General features: G+C 70.1%; 12 protein-coding genes and 1 pseudogene. 8 read left to right on the top strand and 5 right to left on the bottom strand.

The window, feature by feature from the left end; all coding sequences use genetic code 11:
• Positions 1-114, top strand: a pseudogene (locus ACI2LP_RS30080) (glutamine synthetase); the annotation flags it as partial.
• Between the two features lie 450 nt (positions 115-564).
• Complete coding sequence (locus ACI2LP_RS30075; protein WP_404727679.1) at positions 565-1,128, top strand: winged helix-turn-helix domain-containing protein; 564 nt, start codon at positions 565-567, stop codon at positions 1,126-1,128.
• Positions 1,129-1,219: 91 nt separating this feature from the next.
• Here ACI2LP_RS30075 and ACI2LP_RS30070 read toward each other — a convergent pair whose 3' ends face one another.
• Both ACI2LP_RS30070 and ACI2LP_RS30065 read right to left on the bottom strand, forming a co-directional pair.
• Positions 1,220-2,656: a PepSY-associated TM helix domain-containing protein gene (locus ACI2LP_RS30070; protein WP_404727678.1), complete on the bottom strand. Its 1,437-nt coding sequence runs from the start codon at positions 2,654-2,656 to the stop codon at positions 1,220-1,222.
• 45 nt (positions 2,657-2,701) lie between these two features.
• A complete protein-coding gene (locus tag ACI2LP_RS30065; protein ID WP_404727677.1) occupies positions 2,702-3,268 on the bottom strand; it encodes a hypothetical protein in 567 nt (188 codons plus the stop codon).
• Positions 3,269-3,460: 192 nt separating this feature from the next.
• Here ACI2LP_RS30065 and ACI2LP_RS30060 point away from each other — a divergent pair, with 192 nt between their 5' ends.
• Positions 3,461-4,459 carry an SDR family oxidoreductase gene (locus ACI2LP_RS30060; RefSeq protein WP_404727676.1) on the top strand — a complete coding sequence of 333 codons (999 nt, stop codon included), beginning with the start codon at positions 3,461-3,463 and terminating at the stop codon, positions 4,457-4,459.
• A gap of 184 nt (positions 4,460-4,643) precedes the next feature.
• Here ACI2LP_RS30060 and ACI2LP_RS30055 read toward each other — a convergent pair whose 3' ends face one another.
• Positions 4,644-6,812, bottom strand: coding sequence for an MMPL family transporter (locus ACI2LP_RS30055; RefSeq protein WP_404727675.1), 2,169 nt, complete (start codon positions 6,810-6,812; stop codon positions 4,644-4,646).
• A 218-nt stretch (positions 6,813-7,030) separates the two neighbouring features.
• Here ACI2LP_RS30055 and ACI2LP_RS30050 point away from each other — a divergent pair, with 218 nt between their 5' ends.
• Positions 7,031-8,299, top strand: a complete 1,269-nt coding sequence (locus ACI2LP_RS30050) for a sensor histidine kinase (RefSeq protein ID WP_404727674.1) — start codon at positions 7,031-7,033, stop codon at positions 8,297-8,299.
• Positions 8,284-8,931, top strand: coding sequence for a response regulator transcription factor (locus tag ACI2LP_RS30045; protein WP_360883650.1), 648 nt, complete (start codon positions 8,284-8,286; stop codon positions 8,929-8,931). Before ACI2LP_RS30050 ends, ACI2LP_RS30045 begins: the two co-directional genes overlap by 16 nt.
• A 67-nt stretch (positions 8,932-8,998) precedes the next feature.
• Here ACI2LP_RS30045 and ACI2LP_RS30040 read toward each other — a convergent pair whose 3' ends face one another.
• Positions 8,999-9,532 (bottom strand): GNAT family N-acetyltransferase, encoded by a 534-nt coding sequence (locus ACI2LP_RS30040; RefSeq protein WP_360883648.1) that lies wholly within the window; start codon positions 9,530-9,532, stop codon positions 8,999-9,001.
• Positions 9,533-9,728: 196 nt separating this feature from the next.
• On the opposite strand from ACI2LP_RS30040, the gene ACI2LP_RS30035 reads away from it, so the two are divergent.
• Positions 9,729-11,282, top strand: a complete 1,554-nt coding sequence (locus ACI2LP_RS30035) for a DUF1996 domain-containing protein (RefSeq protein ID WP_404727673.1) — start codon at positions 9,729-9,731, stop codon at positions 11,280-11,282.
• A gap of 90 nt (positions 11,283-11,372) precedes the next feature.
• Here the strand turns inward: ACI2LP_RS30035 and ACI2LP_RS30030 are convergent, their stop codons facing one another.
• Positions 11,373-11,870: a hypothetical protein gene (locus ACI2LP_RS30030; RefSeq protein WP_404727672.1), complete on the bottom strand. Its 498-nt coding sequence runs from the start codon at positions 11,868-11,870 to the stop codon at positions 11,373-11,375.
• Between the two features lie 103 nt (positions 11,871-11,973).
• On the opposite strand from ACI2LP_RS30030, the gene ACI2LP_RS30025 reads away from it, so the two are divergent.
• Both ACI2LP_RS30025 and ACI2LP_RS30020 read left to right on the top strand, forming a co-directional pair.
• Entirely contained in the window at positions 11,974-15,069 is a 3,096-nt protein-coding gene (locus ACI2LP_RS30025; RefSeq protein ID WP_404727671.1) for an alpha-N-acetylglucosaminidase TIM-barrel domain-containing protein, read from the top strand.
• A gap of 95 nt (positions 15,070-15,164) precedes the next feature.
• Positions 15,165-15,959 carry a tyrosine-protein phosphatase gene (locus ACI2LP_RS30020; RefSeq protein ID WP_404727670.1) on the top strand — a complete coding sequence of 265 codons (795 nt, stop codon included), beginning with the start codon at positions 15,165-15,167 and terminating at the stop codon, positions 15,957-15,959.
• Positions 15,960-16,059 lie beyond the last annotated feature (100 nt).

Raw genomic sequence — 16,059 nt, 5'->3', positions numbered from 1 at the left:
GGCAAGGGCTACATCGAGGACCGCCGTCCGAACGCCAACGTCGACCCGTATGTGGTCACGCGGCTGCTCGTCGACACCTGCTGCACCGCGCTGGAGAAGGCCGGCCAGGTCTGAGCGACCGCTGCTGACTGACGAAGAGGGGCGTCCGCCGATTCGGCGGGCGCCCCCTTTTGCATGGGGTCGCGCGCCTGCACGAGGCGGGCAGCTCGGGCCCCTGGCGGCACAGCACCTGCCGGAGGTCGAGCGGACATCTTCGCCGTTGCGCGCCGATGGCCCCCGATGTCGACAAGATCACGTATCAACGTACGAGAGGACCCTGCTGTGACGGCGGGGTGTCTGCTTCAATAGGGGCATGCCCGGCTACCAGCACATCGCGACAGGTCCCAGTGACCTCGAGCCGTTCTGGCCTTCCCGGCAGCACCACGACTTCGACCGGGTGTGTTGCCGCGCGGTGAACGCGCAGGCCCTCTAAAGCCGCTCATCCGGCCTTCGGCCAGCGCGCACGACGTACGTCCGTCCCATCGACGAACTCGACGACACCCTCCGCGCGAAAGCTGACCTCTCATGGCGAACACCAGTAGCTCCGCCCGTTCCTTCTCCGCCGTCCCCGACGTCCCAGCCGCCACCGTGCAGGCTCCCGCGGGCCGCCACCGACTGCGCGCCGTCGACCGTGACGAGGTCGTCGATGTCGCGGACTTCCTTCCGCCGGGGGCCACTTGGCTGCCCGCACCCCAGCACACGCTGCCCACACTGCCCGGCCAGCCGCCGATGATCGGCTACCTGGTGCTCGTACCGGCCGATCAGCAGCCCGCGCTCGTGCCCGCACCACAGTTGCAGGCGCCGGCCGACGGTCCGGTGCTCATCGATCCGGTGCAGCGCACCGCCGCGGTGGACGGCCAGACACTGGACCTGACGTACCTCGAGTTCGAGTTGCTCGCGCATCTCGTCGCGCATCCGAACCGGGTGCACACCCGTGACCAGCTGGTGACGACCGTGTGGGGCTACGGACATGTGGGCGACGGCCGGACCGTGGACGTCCATGTGGCCCGGCTGCGCCGCAAGCTGGGTGCCGAGCACCGCAGGGCGATCCAGACCGTGCGGCGGGTGGGCTACAAGTACACGCCGTGATCCGATGCATGGGCCCGGTTCCGGACGTCACCGGAACCGGGCCCCTGTCGCAGGCGCCAGGTCCTGTCCGGCCTGATCGGCCGGGCAGGGCCTAAGCCCGGGAGCGGGCCTTCGCCACCGCGCCGAGTGCCATGTCGATCACCAGGAACACCAGCAGGCTGATGCCGAGCATCGGCACGAGCCAGCCGACCAGCGCCGTGGCCGCGGCGATCGGCAGCAGCACGGTCACCGGCAGCTTGCGCCAGGCGCCGCGCGGCATCGGCCGGCCCACGCTCAGCGTGCGGTCCTTCGTCGGCCTGCGCAGCCACCACATCCGGTAGCCCCACACGATCAGCAGGATCAGCGCGAGGGCGAGCGCGGCAAGGGCGAGCTGGTTGGCGAGGCCGAAGAGCTTGCCCATGTGGACGTCGATGCCGAATCGGGTCAGCTTGGCGAGCAGCGGGTAGTCGGCGAACCTGAGCTCGTCCATGACCCTGCCGTCGGCCGGGTCGACAGCGACCGAGTCGAGATGGACCGGGAACTGCTTGTCGGTCTCCTTGATCACATAGCCGCTGCCGTCGGCAGGCAGGGTGACGGAGATCTCCCCGTCGACTCCCTTGGCCGCAGCCGTCTCGACCGCCTTGTCGATGCCGATGTCCGGTCCCTGGTGGCCCGCTTCGCCACCGCCGTCGTGGCCCTCGTGTCCACCGCCCTCGCCGCCGCCCGGCCGGAGTTCGGCCGAGACGGTGGGGGTCGCTCCGCCGAGTTGGGTCTGGATCGCGTCGATGTTCTCGCCCGCGTACTTGGACCAGGTCAAACCGGTCGCGGAGAGCATGACAAGACCGGCGACCGCCCACATGCCGATCGCACCGTGCCGGGTCAGGGTGCGGCGGCGGCCCGTCGCGCCACGCTCGGGAAGGAGCAGCTCACGCTTGGCGCGGCGCCTGCGGCCCAGCCACAGCAGCAGTCCGCCGAGTGACACGACCCACAGCCAACTGGCGGCCATCTCACTGTAGTTGCGCCCCAGGTCACCCAGGTGCAGGTTGGAGTGGAGCCCGCTGAGCCAGGATCGCAGCGGGAGAGCGCCGAAGGAGTCGGCCAGCTCGCCGCGTATCTCGCCGGTGTACGGGTTGACGAAGACGGCGAGGGACTCGCCCTCCTCGACCTCGGGGCTGGTCATCAGGACCCGGGTGGTCGCGCCGTCCTCGTACGACGGCCACACGGCGGTCACCGTGCCCTCGGGGTGGGCCTTACGGGCGGCCTCGACCTGGGTCGCGAGGGGGACGGAGCGATCGCCGGCCGGCACCTGGAGTTCGTGGCGGTAGACGAACTTCTCGGCCTGGAAGGAGAGCGAGTAGAGCAGGCCGCTCACGGCGGCGATGAGCAGCAGCGGGGCGATCAGCAGGCCCGCATAGAAGTGGAGGCGCAGTACGAGGGGGCGCAGTGCGCCCCAGGGGCCGGCCTTGGTGGTCGCGGGTGCGGCGCTGCCGGTATCGGTACCGGTCTCGTCCGCCGGTTCGGTGCCCTTGCTGGGTACGTCGATGGACATGGTGGTCCTAGGAGTCGGCGTTGACATGGGGAAAGCGGCCCCAGGTCAGACGGCTGCTCCAGGGGCCGTGGCACGGGGGACGAGAAACGCGGGCGGGCCCCGCCGCACGAGGGTGTGCGCGAGGACCACACCGTGCAGCGGGCGCGGGGTACGGGGTACGGGACACGGCGCGGGTCGCACCGGCCGGGGCAGCGGTACGACCGCGAGCAGCAGTCGCAGCGGGGTGAAGGCGAACGCGGCGACGGCGTGCGCGAGTTTGAAGAGCGCGCTCTCGCCGTGGGCAAGCCACAGGGCGCAGCCGACGGCGGCGAGGAGGTGGACGGCGATCATGTCGACGTCCGTGGCGATCGCCGTGCCCGTGTCCACGGGGGCGGACGGCTCGTGGGCCAGGTGGTCGTAGTGCTCGTGGGCCGTGTGATGGTGCGGGACCGGCCAGCGTCCCGTGGTGAACAGCAGATGCAGCACGCCCTGCACGGCGAACAGCCCCGCCCCGAAGGAGCGGACCCCGCGGCGCCGGCCGGCTGCGAGCCACCCGCCGGCCGCGGTCACGGCCAGCGCGGTGAGCAGTGCCGGGATCGGGATGTCATGCGCAGAGAGGGATGAATGCCCCACGGCGGCCAATGTGACGGCAACTGCCGCGAAAATTGCGGCCCGAAGGGCGCGCATCGGCGACCGGGCATCTGTCATGGTCCGCACATGCTGCCATCCCGCAAGCGGTTGCGGCGAGCAGACCTGCACGTTTGATCATTCTCCTCGCAGCGGAATCGCTGTCCCGGCTGGTGAGGGCGGAGCAGAGTCGAGCTCATGAGACTTCTGATTCTTGGTGGGACGGAGTTCGTGGGTCACGCGGTGACGGAGGCGGCGCTCGCCCGCGGGTGGGAGGTGACGGCCTTCCACCGTGGACGGCATGCCGCGCCGGACGGCGTGACCGAACTGCTCGGCGACCGCACCGCGCCGGACGGCCTCGCGGCGCTCGCCGAGGGTGAGTGGGACCTGGTCGTCGACACCTGGTCGGCTGCGCCCGCTGCCGTGCGCGACACGGCACGGCTGCTGGCCGGGCGGGTGGGTCGCTATGTCTATGTGTCGAGTTGCTCCGTGTACGCCTGGCCGCCGCGGACCGCCGGTTGGGACGAGAGCGCACCGGTGGTGGACGGTTCGCCGGACGCGGACGATGTGCCGTACCCGCAGGCCAAGCGCGGCGGTGAACTGGCCGTGCTCGACGCCTTCGGCGAGGAGCGCTCGGTGCTGGTGCGCGCGGGCCTGATCCTCGGACCGCGGGAGAACATCGGCCGACTGCCGTGGTGGCTGAACCGGATCGCCCGCGGCGGTCCGGTCCTGGCGCCTGGCCCGCGGGATCTGCCGGTGCAGTTCATCGACGTGCGCGATCTGGCCGAGTGGATCCTGCACGCGGCGGAGCACGGGCTGAGCGGCCCGTACAACCTGGTGAGTGCGGCGGGCCATTCGACGCTCGGGGAGCTGCTGGAGGCGTGCGTACGGGTCACGGGTTCGGCGGCGGAGCTGCGCTGGACACCGGCGGAGACGGTGCTGGCGGCGGGCGTCGAGCCATGGACTCAGCTGCCGATCTGGGTCCCGCGCGACGAACTGCCGGAGCTGTACGCCTCGGTGTACGGCCTCGATGTCGCACGGGCGCTCGGGGCGGGGCTGAGGTACCGGCCGGCCGGGGAGACGGTGGCGGACACGTGGGCGTGGCTGGAGTCGATCGGCGGCGCGGCGCCGCGGCGGGGGGACCGGCCGGTGGTGGGGCTGGCGCCGGAGGTCGAGGCGAAGCTGCTGGGCCTCTGAGCCGGGGCCTGCGGCGCGCCTCCCCGCCCCTCCCCGAAACTGGAGGCAAGCCCCCAGACCCCGAACGCGACCTTCGGCCGCGTGTCCTCAATCGCCGGACGGGCTGAATTTCAGCCCGTCCGGCGATTGAGGACCGGGTCCGGGGCGGAGCCCCGGCGGGGTCCGGGGCGGAACTCCACGTCCGTCAGCGATGCGACGGCACCGGGAACTCCTGGCGGGCCGGGCCGGCCGGGGCCGCAGCCGGCGGGGCCGCGTGGTCGAGGCTCGGGAGCCACCGCAGGCCCCTCGGCGTGCGCCAGTTCCGTTCGCCCAGCAGCGCCATCACCGACGGCAGCAGCACCATCCGCACAATCGTCGCGTCCAGCAGCACCGCCACCGCCAGGCCCACGCCCATCTGCTGCATGTCCTGCATGGACAGCGTTCCGAAGACCGCGAAGACCGCGACCATGATCACCGCCGCGCCCGTCACCGCTCCCGCCGTGCGGCGGATGCCCTCGCGGATGGCGGCGCGCGTGTCCGTCCCCCGGTCACGCGCCTCGCGGATCCGGGAGACCACGAAGACGTGGTAGTCCATCGACAGACCGAACAGCACCACCAGGACGAACAGCGGCATCCAGCCCTCGATCGCGCCGACCGCCTCCGTACCGAGTGCGGACGCGCCCCAGCCGTGCTGGAAGACCCCGACCATGACGCCGTAGGCGGCGCCCACCGAGAGCAGGTTGAGCAGGATCGACGTGACGGCGATGACGTACGACCGGAAGCAGAGCAGCATCAGCAGGAAGGTCACGGCCGTGATGAAGACGAAGACCGGGACGATGCCGCGCTTCAACTGGTCGTTGAAGTCGACCGACTCGGCGAGCTCGCCGCCCACGTAGACCTGCGCCCCGGTGCCGTCGAAGGCCGCGGGAACCGTCTTGTCGCGAAGGTCGGACAGCGCGTCCTTGGAGCGGGTGTCGGTGCCGTTCCCGGCCAGCACGACCTCGATCTCCGCGATGTTCTGCGCCTTGTGCACGGTCACCGTGCTCTTGTCGAACGTCGCCAGCGCGCCCCGCATCCGCGCCGAGTCGATGCTGTCCGCCTTGACGACCACCCGGGCCGGCTCCGGTCCGCCCGGGAAGGCCGCGGTGATCTTCTTGTACGCGACCGACAGCGCGGCGTCCGAACCGAACTGCTTCTCCATCCCGAGCTGTTCGGTCTTCATGCCCACCGCGGGCGCCGCCAGCGCCAGCAGCACCGCGACCGCGGCGAACGCGAACAGCTTCGGCTTGGCCAGTACGGGCCTGAGCACCGCGCCCGCGACCGCGCCGCTCTCGTGCGCGCCCTTCTTGCCGCGGCGGTTGAGGAAGGGAATCCGGCCCGCGTCGATCCGGTCGCCCAGCCCGGCCATCATCGCCGGGAGCACGGTCATCGAGCCGAGCATCGCGATGAAGACGACGAGGATCGTGGCCAGGGCGAAGCCCTTGAAGAGCATCAGCCCGGACAGAAACATTCCGGCCATCGCCAGCATGACGGTCACGCCGGAGACGAGGACGGCCCGGCCGCTGGTGGCGGCCGCGATCCGCAGCGCGGTCTCGGCGTCGTGGCCCGCGGCCCGCTCGTCGCGCTCGCGCCGCAGATAGAAGAGGCAGTAGTCGACGCCGACGGCGAGACCCATCAGGAACATCACGGAGTATGTGGACTGGAACAGGTGCAGTTGGTGGCTGGCGAGCGAGAGCAGACCGAACGCGGCCATGCACGCGGTCAGCGCGAGGCCGACCGGCAGCAGCGCGGCGACGATCGCGCCGAAGGCGACCAGCAGAATGCCGAGGGCCAGCGGCACGGCGGTGAACTCGGCCTGCCTGAAGTCCTCGGAGAGCAGATCCCCGAGCCACTTCTCCGAGCTGGCCTGCCCGAACTGGTGCACTTCGACGCCCTGTTGGGCCTTGGCCGTCGTGCGTACGGCATCGAGCACGGGCTGCACCCGGTCCGCGGCCGTCTTGGCATCGCCCTTCATCTCAAAACGGATCAGCGCGTCCCTGCCGTTCTTGGCGGCGAGCGGCGGCTCGATCCTCTGTGCCTCGCCGGTCTTGTCTATGGCCGCGGCCAGTTCGCGCGCCGCGTCCTGCCAGCCGCCCGCCGTCGCGCTGCTGACCAGGACGAGTTCGCCGGCCGGCCGGCCGAGTCCCGCGTCGTCAAGGATCTCCTGGGCCCGGGCGGAGTCACCCGTACCCTGCTCGGACTCCGACATCTCGACCATCCCCGATGCCCCGCCGACGGCCGTGGCCAGGACGACGAAGAGCAGCCAGCCAATGATCGCTGTTTTGCGGTGGTGTGCGCTCCACACACCGATACGTGCCGCGAGGTTTCGCCTCATGGCGATTCGCCCCCAAGATATGCGCCGAATAAGTCGAGTACGACGCTAGAAACCGGCGGCCTCGCGCCCCAGCCGTCAAAGCCCCCTGCCGGGGAGACGAAAGGCGAGTTCAGGAGGGTGGTGCTAGGTACACCCCGGCCTGGTGTCGGGGCCCAGTGCCCTCGCCCTCACACTCCCGCCACACTTGTGCCTGAGACCGGACAACGAGGGGAACTCCAATGAATGCGACGAAGGCACGTGACGCGGTGGTGGCCGGCGCACAGGGACTGGCGCTATCGCTGACGGCACTGATCGGATCGATCACGCTCTTCGTCCTGGCGGTCACGTCGATCGCGCTGATCCCCGCCGGCCTGGGGGTGTTCACCACTCCGCCGACACTGACCCTGGTGCGGGCCCACGCCAACAAGCGCCGGCTGCTCGCCGCCCAGTGGTCGTCGCTGCGGATCCCCGTTCCGTACCGCCCCTTCCCGCGCGACATACGTACCGGCATCACCGGCCAGGTCGAGCGCTGCACGCTGATGCTGAAGGACCCGGCAACCTGGCGGGACATGCAGTGGCTGCTGGTGGACATGACCGCGGGCGCGATCGTGGCGCTCATCCCGCCGGCCCTGGTGCTTGACGGCATCTTCGGACTGCTGCTCGCGGCCGGACTGTGGCAGCCGATCGTCGACGCGGGCGGCACCTACTGGTACTCGTTCCTGCCGGTCAGCAGCTGGGGCACGGCCGGTGCGGCCGCGCTGCTCGGCCTGGTCTGGCTGACCATCGCCATGAACGCCAACGGCATCCTCGTCCGCTCCCACTTCAGGCTGACCCGTGCCATGCTCGCCCCGGAGCACGAGCAGGAGCTGGAGCAGCGCATCGACCGCCTCACCGAGACCCGGCACGACGCGCTGGACACCTCGGCCGCCGAACTGCGCCGTATCGAGCGGGATCTGCACGACGGGGCGCAGGCCCGGCTGGTCGCCATGGGCATGAACCTCGGCACCATCGAGGCGCTCATCGAAAAGGACCCGGCGCAGGCGAAGCAGCTCATCTCCAAGGCCCGTGAGTCCTCCGCCGAGGCGCTGACCGAGCTGCGCGATCTGGTCCGCGGCATCCACCCGCCGGTCCTGGCGGAGCGCGGGCTCGGCGACGCGGTGAAGGCGCTCGCGCTGCGGCTGCCGGTGAAGACCGAGGTGGCTGTGGAACTGTCGGGCCGCGCCGACGCACCGGTCGAGTCGGCCGCGTACTTCGCGGTCAGCGAGGCGCTCACCAACGCGGTCAAGCACTCGGGCGCGGACCGGCTCTGGGTCGATGTGACGTACTCGGACGGCTCGCTGCGCATCTCGGTCACGGACAACGGCAAGGGCGGGGCGGCGATCGGGTCCGGCTCGGGGCTGAGCGGCATCGAACGCCGACTCGGTACATTCGACGGCGTACTTGCCGTCAGCAGTCCCGCAGGCGGCCCCACCATGGTCACCATGGAGATCCCTTGCGAGTTGTTCTAGCCGAAGATCTGTTCCTGCTGCGTGACGGCCTGGTCCGCATGCTTGAGGCATACGACTTCGAGATTCTGGCCGCCGTGGAGAGCGGGCCCGAACTGACCAAAGCGCTCGCGGAGTTGGAGCCGGACGTCGCCGTCGTCGACGTCCGGCTTCCGCCGTCCCACACGGACGAGGGCCTGCAGTGCGCCCTGGCGGCGCGGCGGGCGAAGCCCGGGCTGCCGGTGCTCGTCCTCTCCCAGCACGTGGAGCAGTTGTACGCGCGCGAGCTGCTGGCCGACGGAAACGGCGGGGTCGGCTATCTGCTGAAGGACCGGGTCTTCGACGCGGAGCAGTTCATCGACGCGGTACGGCGGGTGGCGGCCGGGGGCACGGCGATGGACCCGCAGGTGATCTCCCAGCTGCTGTCCCGGCGGGCGCAGGACAAGCCGATGGGCGGACTGACCCCGCGCGAGCTGGAGGTCATGGAGCTGATGGCGCAGGGCCGTTCCAATGCGGCGATCGCCGGTCAACTGGTGGTCACGGAGCGGGCGGTGGCCAAGCACACCTCGAACATCTTCGGAAAGCTGGACCTGCCGGTCTCGGACGACGACAACCGCCGGGTGCTTGCGGTGCTGGCATATCTCGATCGCGGCTAGCTTTCCGTCCTCAAGCGCCGGACAGGCTCGGTTTTCAGGCCTGTCCGGCGCGTGAGCCGTTGTGTGGTCAGGCCTGGTACTCCGTGAGGTCGATCGCGTAGACGTGCAGCGGGAAGCCGTACACCGGGTGCGTCGTCTCGCTCTCCAGTTCCATGCCGAGCTTGCGCATCACGTTCTCGGACGCGTCGTTGCCCAGCCGCGCGATGCTGATCACCCGGTCGAGGCCGCGGTCCTGGAGCGCGAACTCCAGTGTGGCGGCGGCGGCTTCGGAGGCGTACCCCTGGCCCCAGAACGGGGTACCGAGCCGCCAGCCGATCTCCACCGCGGGCAGCACCTCCGGCAGGAACGTGGGCACGGACAGGCCCACGAGGCCCGCCAGTTCGCCCGAGGCGAGCAGTTCGACGGCGAACAGTCCGAAGCCCTCCTCGTCCCACTCCTCCTCCCAGCGCTCGATGTCCTCGGCGGTCTGCTCCAGATCGCGTACGGAACCGTCGCCGATCCACTGCATGACCTGCGGGTCCGCGTTGATCTCGGCCATCGGGACAAGGTCGTCGTCGTGCCAGCGGCGCAGCAGGAGCCGGGGGGTGTGGATCTCGGTCATGCGCCCCATCCTGCCATCCCGGCCGCGGTCCGACTTCGGCGCAATGCGCCGGGTTTGCTGATGGAGATTTCTACGAATTCCCATGTCTGCCGCACTCCGCTTGAACACCACATGAGCCACACCCGTATGGAACGACGCGCTTCTCCCTCTGCCGGGATCCCCCAAACCCACCCCGGCAACGAAGCAGAGGAGTTCCATGGGACGCACAAGAAAACGCTCGACGCTGGCGAACCGGGCGATCATCGCCTCGGCCGCATTGATCCTGGGCGGGGGTGGGCTGGCTGCGGTCAATGTGTATGCATCCGCGAGTGAAGGCTGGTCCTGGTCCGGTCAGCAAAACGAGCAGGCGCAGACGAAGTCCGCCGGGCAGGCGGTGTCCACCATCGACTGCCCCGAAGTCGCGAACGAACTCCCGGAAGTGCCACCCCAGGCACGCCAGGAAGTCGACGGTGAGCTGGCCAATATGGACAGCCAGATCACCGACGCGTACAAGCGGTTCGCCGACCAGAAGGAGCAGATCGAGCGTGATCCCCAGCTCGCCGACAACGCCATCCTGAATCCGCTCAGGGACAAGCGGCGCGCGAGCATCGACCGGATTGCCAACGCGATCGGCCGCAACGGCCAGAAACCGCAGGGCATGGGCGACCTCGCCGACTGCGCGCTGCAGGCCGACGACCAGGCCGACGGTCAGAACAACGACGGCCAGAACAACGACGGCCAGAACAACGGCGACGGGCAGGGCGACAACAACCAGGGCCAGGACGGTGGTCAAAATGGTGACCAGAATGGCGGTCAGGACGACGGTCAGGGCAATGACCAGGGCAATGACAATGGTCAGGGCAACGATCAAGGAGGTCAGGGCGGCAACGGACCCGAGGCATCCGACTTCGTAGACATCCAGTCCGTCCAGCCGAACGTCCAGCAGCCCCAGCAGCAGCAGGGCGGCTCCAACGGTAAGTTCGTCACCAAGTGCGGAACGAACCAGAACGGCAAGTTCAATCCGGACAATGTCATCGTCGCCCCTGGTGTGAGCAATGGCGCGCACCATATGCACGACTACGTCGGCAACCAGGCAAATGATGCCTTCGCCAGCGACGACGATCTCGCGAACGGTCAGACCAGCTGCCGCAATCAGGGTGACAAGTCCACGTACTACTGGCCGGTGCTGCGACTGCAGAACGGTCAGAACGAGAACGACGCCCAGGCAGACGGTGGCGGCAAGGACAAGAACGTCGGAGAGATCCAGACTCCGTCGCAGGTCACGCTGAACTTCGTGGGCAACCCGGTCAGCAAGGTGACCGCCATGCCGAAGTTCCTGCGCATCATCACCGGTGACGCCAAGGCATTCACCAACGGCGACGCGAACGCCAATGCATCCTGGAGCTGCACCGGTTTCGAGAACCGCCAGCTGAAGGACAAGTACCCGATCTGCCCCGAGGGCAGCCAGGTGGTACGGAGCTTCAAGTTCCAGAGCTGCTGGGACGGCCAGAACACCGACAGCGCGAATCACCGCACCCATGTGGCCTTCGCGGACGCCAATGGCAACTGCGGCAATGGATTCAAGGCCATTCCTCAGCTGGTGCAGCGGATCGTCTATGACGTCCCGCCGGGTCCCGGCTTTGCGGTCGACTCCTTCCCCGAGCAGCTGCACAAGCCGATCACCGACCACGGTGACTTCATCAACGTCTTCGACGAGAACCTCATGAACAAGGTGGTGAACTGCATCAACAACGGACAGAAGTGCCAGTGACGCAGGCGACCTGACCTGACACGGCCGGATCGGCCCTCCGAACGGGGGGCCGATCCGGCTTTGTCGGCCCCCCGGCCAGTGTGGGTGCGGTCAGCTCCCGTGGTTCCCCGAGTGGCCCGAGCCCGTGTGGCCCGAGTGGCTGTCCCCGCTGCCGCCCGTGTGACCCGTGTGATCCGCCCCGGTCTCGACCGTGCCGCCGAGCCGGCCGCGCACCGCCGTCACCACCTTGGCGTCGCCGACCACGACCCACTTGCGGCCGACCAGATACGAGCCGCCGTAGTCGTTGGCCACATTGATCCACTCGCGCTGGCCCCGGTCGGTGGCAAAGGTGGCCAGCACATACTTGCCGTCGCCCGTGGTGCAGTTGGCCTGCCTCAGCTCATCCGCATCCGTCTGGATGTTCGGTTTGCACTCGGCCTTCTCGGCCAGCTGCTCCAGAGTGCCGGTGGCCGTCTTCGGGGCCTTGTCGTCCCCGCCACGCCCGTCGCCGTCGTCGCCCGCTCCGCAGGCGGCGGCAAGGGTCAGCGCCAGAACTGTCAGTGCTGCGCGGGCTGTACGCCTCGCGCCCTTGTTCGTACTCGTCCGCATCCGGCCATCGTGCCCTGTCACCCGCCTCTCGCGCGAGAGAACTCCCGGTAACCTGCGGCTCCGCACGCACCTGTTGTCACTTGAGCAACACGGAGGAGCGCTGATGATCGAGCTGTCGAGACGAACCGTACTGGGCACCGCAGGAGCGATCGGCGTGGGTGCGGCACTCGCCGGACACACCCCCGCAGCCGCCACCCCCGCTGCGACCACCACCCCCGCGACCACCACGGCCCGATTCAGCACAGCGCCCGCCCAGCAGGCCCTTGAGCGGCTGCTGCCACGGCACGCCGGGCAGTTCCTGCTCGAGGCCCTGGAGGGCCCCGAGCGCTTCCGGGTCACCGGCTCGAGGGGCCGTATCGAGGTCGCGGGCACCAGCCCCGCCGTACTCCTCACCGGAGTCCACTGGTACCTCAAGTACGTCTGCCGGGCGCACATCTCGTGGTCGGGCAGCCAACTGGACCTGCCGGGCCGGCTGCCCGCGCCCCGCGAGGCGCTCGAGCGGTCCGCGACCGTCCCGCACCGGTTCGCGTACAACGACACGCACGACGGCTACACGGCGCCCTACGCCGACTGGGCCCGCTGGGAGCGGCTGCTCGACGTCCTCGCCCTGCACGGCTGCAACGAGGTGCTGGCCACGCCGGGCCAGGAGGCCGTCTACCACCGGCTCCTGATGGACTTCGGATACTCGGACAAGGAGGCGCGGACCTGGCTGCCCGCGCCCTCGCACCAGCCGTGGTGGCTGCTGCAGAACATGAGCGAGTACGGCGGGCCGCTCTCCCCCGAGCTCATCGAAAGACGCACGGACCTCGGCAGACGGATCGCCGACCGGATGCGCGAGCTCGGTATGCACCCGGTCCTGCCCGGCTACTTCGGTACGGTCCCGGACGGCTTCGTCGCCCGTAATCCCGGCGCCCGCGTCATCCCCCAGGGCATCTGGAACGGGCTGCGCCGGCCCGACTGGCTCGACCCCCGCACCCCGAACTTCTCGGACGTCGCCGCCGCCTTCTACCGGCACCAGCAGGAACTGTTCGGCGAGGTGAACCACTTCAAGATGGACCTGCTGCACGAGGGCGGCACTGCCGGGGACGTCCCGGTGGCGGCTGCCGCCCGCGCGGTGGAGAAATCGCTGCAGACCGCCCGCCCCGGCGCCGTCTGGGTGATCCTCGGCTGGCAGTCCAACCCGCGGGCCGCGCTGCTCGACGCCATCGACACCGACCGGGTGCTCATCGTCGACGGCCTCTCCGACCTGGACACGGTCACCGACCGCGAGGCGTCGTGGGGCGGGGCTCCGTACGCCTTCGGCACCATCCCGAACTTCGGCGGGCGTACGACCATCGGCGCCAACACCGACCGGTGGACCAGCAAGTTCACCGCCTGGCGCGACAAGCCGGGCAGCGCGCTGGCGGGTACCGCGTACATGCCGGAGGCCGCCGAGCGGGACCCCGCCGCGCTCGAACTGTTCAGCGAGCTCGCCTGGCGCGAGGAACAGATCGACCGCGATGCCTGGTTCGCCGAGTACGCAGAGATCCGCTACGGCGGCGACGACGGCTCGGCGCGCGCCGCCTTCGCCGCGCTGGCCGCGACCGCGTACCGGCTCACCAGCACGGACGGCCGCCCGTACGACTCGCTGTTCTGCCGCCGCCCCAGCCTGACCTCGTCCATCGGGACCGCCTTCGATCCGGCGGACTTCGACCGGGCGTTCGCGGCGCTGCTCGGCGTACGGCCCTCGCTGCGTGACAGCGACGCCTACCGCCACGATGTGACCGATCTGGCCCGGCAGGCACTGGCCAACCGCTCCCGCACGCTCCAGCTCCCGCTGCGGGCCGCCCATCTCAACAAGGATGTGGGCACCTTCCGCGCCCTGTGCGCGCTCTGGCTGAAGCTGATGCGGCTGAGCGACACGATGGCCGGCTGTCACCGCGCCTTTCTGCTGGGCCCCTGGCTGGAGGACGCCAAGCGGCTGGCCACCAGCGCGGACGAGGCGGTGGAGCTGGAGCGCACCGCGCGGGTCCTGATCACGACCTGGGCGGACCGGGCCGCGGCCAATGAGCTGAGCAATTACGCCAACCGCGACTGGCACGGGCTGATCAACGATGTCCATGTGCCGCAGTGGGAGGCGTATCTGGAGGAACAGGCCGCCGCGATGGCCGAGGGCCGCGCCCCCAAGTCCTTCGACTGGTACCCGGCGGAGGAGGCGTGGACGAAGGACCGGCGCGCCTATCCGGTACGGGCGACGGGGGACGCGTACCGAACGGCCAGGCGCGTGCACGACACCCTCGCCACCGCCCCCTACCAGGGTTTCACCGACCTCACCGTGGACCCGCCGGCCTTCACGCCCGGCAGCACCGGCACCGCGACGGCCGCCTTCCGTAATCTGAACGGGCTGCGCTCCACCGGTCGCGTCGACTTCGCCCTGACGGGCCCGGCGGCCGAGCCACTGGGCGAGACCTTCCTCAGGAGCGTTCCGGCGGGCGGCACCGGCACGGTCGGCTGGCGGGTGACCGCTCCGGCCGAGCCTCTCACCGAGCCGCTGGTCCCCATGCCGTACGTACTGGGCACGCAGTACGGGCCGCGCGGCGAGGACCGGGTGGCCGTGACCCAGCAGGACTCGCTCTGGATGGCGACACCGCTGGAGCCCGGATGGCGCACCTACACCAGCAACAGGGCGGTCTTCGGACAGCTCGGCGAGCGCTTCGCGATCAACGGCGCGGGCATTGACCTGTGGCGGGGCACCACCCACTTCGGCACCGCCTACCGGGAGGGCGCGCTCACCGCAGGCGCGAGCGTCGTGGTGCGGGTGGACTCCCAGGAGAACACGAGCAGTTGGGCCCGTGCGGGCATCGTCGTACGCAACAGCCTGGCCAGGCCCGGCGACAGGGGATTCCTGAATCTGGCCGCGACACCCGGCCAGGGCATCGTGCTGTCGTACGACACGAACGGTGACGGAACGCTGGACACCTACCGGCGCATCACCGGCGTCAAGGCCCCGGTACTGCTGCGGCTGACCCGTCATGCCGGGACGTCCTTCACGGGCGCCTGCTCGACGGACGGCGGCGCGACCTGGCGCACGGTCGCCACCGTTTCGGTGCCGGGGACCGCCGCGGCCCAGGACGCCGGGCTCTTCATGAGCGCCGCCAACGGAGGCAGCGGGGCCCGCGGCACGGTCCGGTTCAGCGGCTGGTCGATCACGGTCGCATGACCCCGCGGGGGTCGCGGCCCTTGGTTCACGTTCGGCATGAAATAGGTTGCTTCGGTAGACAACAGCCATGTGCCGAGCCAGGGAGCCGTCCCGCCATGACCGCGATCCCCGCCACCACCGTCGCCAATTTCCGCGACCTCGGCGGCACTCCCCTGCCCGCCCGTCGTTCCGTACGACCCGGTCTGCTCTTCCGCTCCGGGCAGCTCGACCGGCTAGACCTCGTCGCCGATCCGGCCGTCGGCGCGCTCGGCATCCGTACGATCGTCGACTTCCGCACCGAGGCCGAGCGCCGGGACCGCCCGGACCACATTCCGCGAGGCGGTCGGCTGCTGCTCGCCGATGTGCTCGCGGACCAGGTGGCCGCGGGCCGGATGCCGCCGGCCGCGCAGCTGAGGCGGGTGCTGGCCGATCCGGTGCTCGCCGAGCGGGAGTTGGGCGGCGGCCGGGCGCAGACGATGTTCGCGGACACCTACCGCTCCTTCGTCACCACCGACTCGGCGCGCGCCGCCTACGGCGCCTTTCTGAGCGAGGTCGCCGACCTCGAGTCGGGCCCGCTGCTCTTCCACTGCACCGCGGGCAAGGACCGCACCGGCTGGGCCGCGACGATCGTCCTCTCGCTGCTCGGCGCGGATCCGGAGACCGTCGAGGCGGAGTATCTCGCCGTCAATCCTGGGGTACGTCGAGCCTTCGCGCCGCTTGTCGAGGGTTTCACGGCGCAGGGCGGCGACCCCGAGACCGCCCTCGCGGTCATCGGTGTGCTGCCGGAGTATCTGGCGGCGGCGCTGGACGAGGTCGACGCCCGCTACGGCACGATGGAGAAGTACGTATGCGATGGGCTCGGCGTCGCCGCGGCGGCGATCGAGCGGATCCACGAGCGGCTTACGGGCTGAGCGGATGGGCCGGGCTGCCGGGCCGGGCCGAGCCCAGCCGAGCCGGTCCGATGAGCCTTGGTCTGTGGGCCGACGGGTCGGGTCACGCGCAGCTCAGCGG

It is taken from the genome of Streptomyces sp. NPDC019890, assembly GCF_044903445.1.
Taxonomy (GTDB): Bacteria; Actinomycetota; Actinomycetes; order Streptomycetales; family Streptomycetaceae; genus Streptomyces.
The sequence above is the reverse complement of the archived record's forward strand: the minus strand, read 5'-3'. Positions and strand labels throughout refer to the sequence as shown.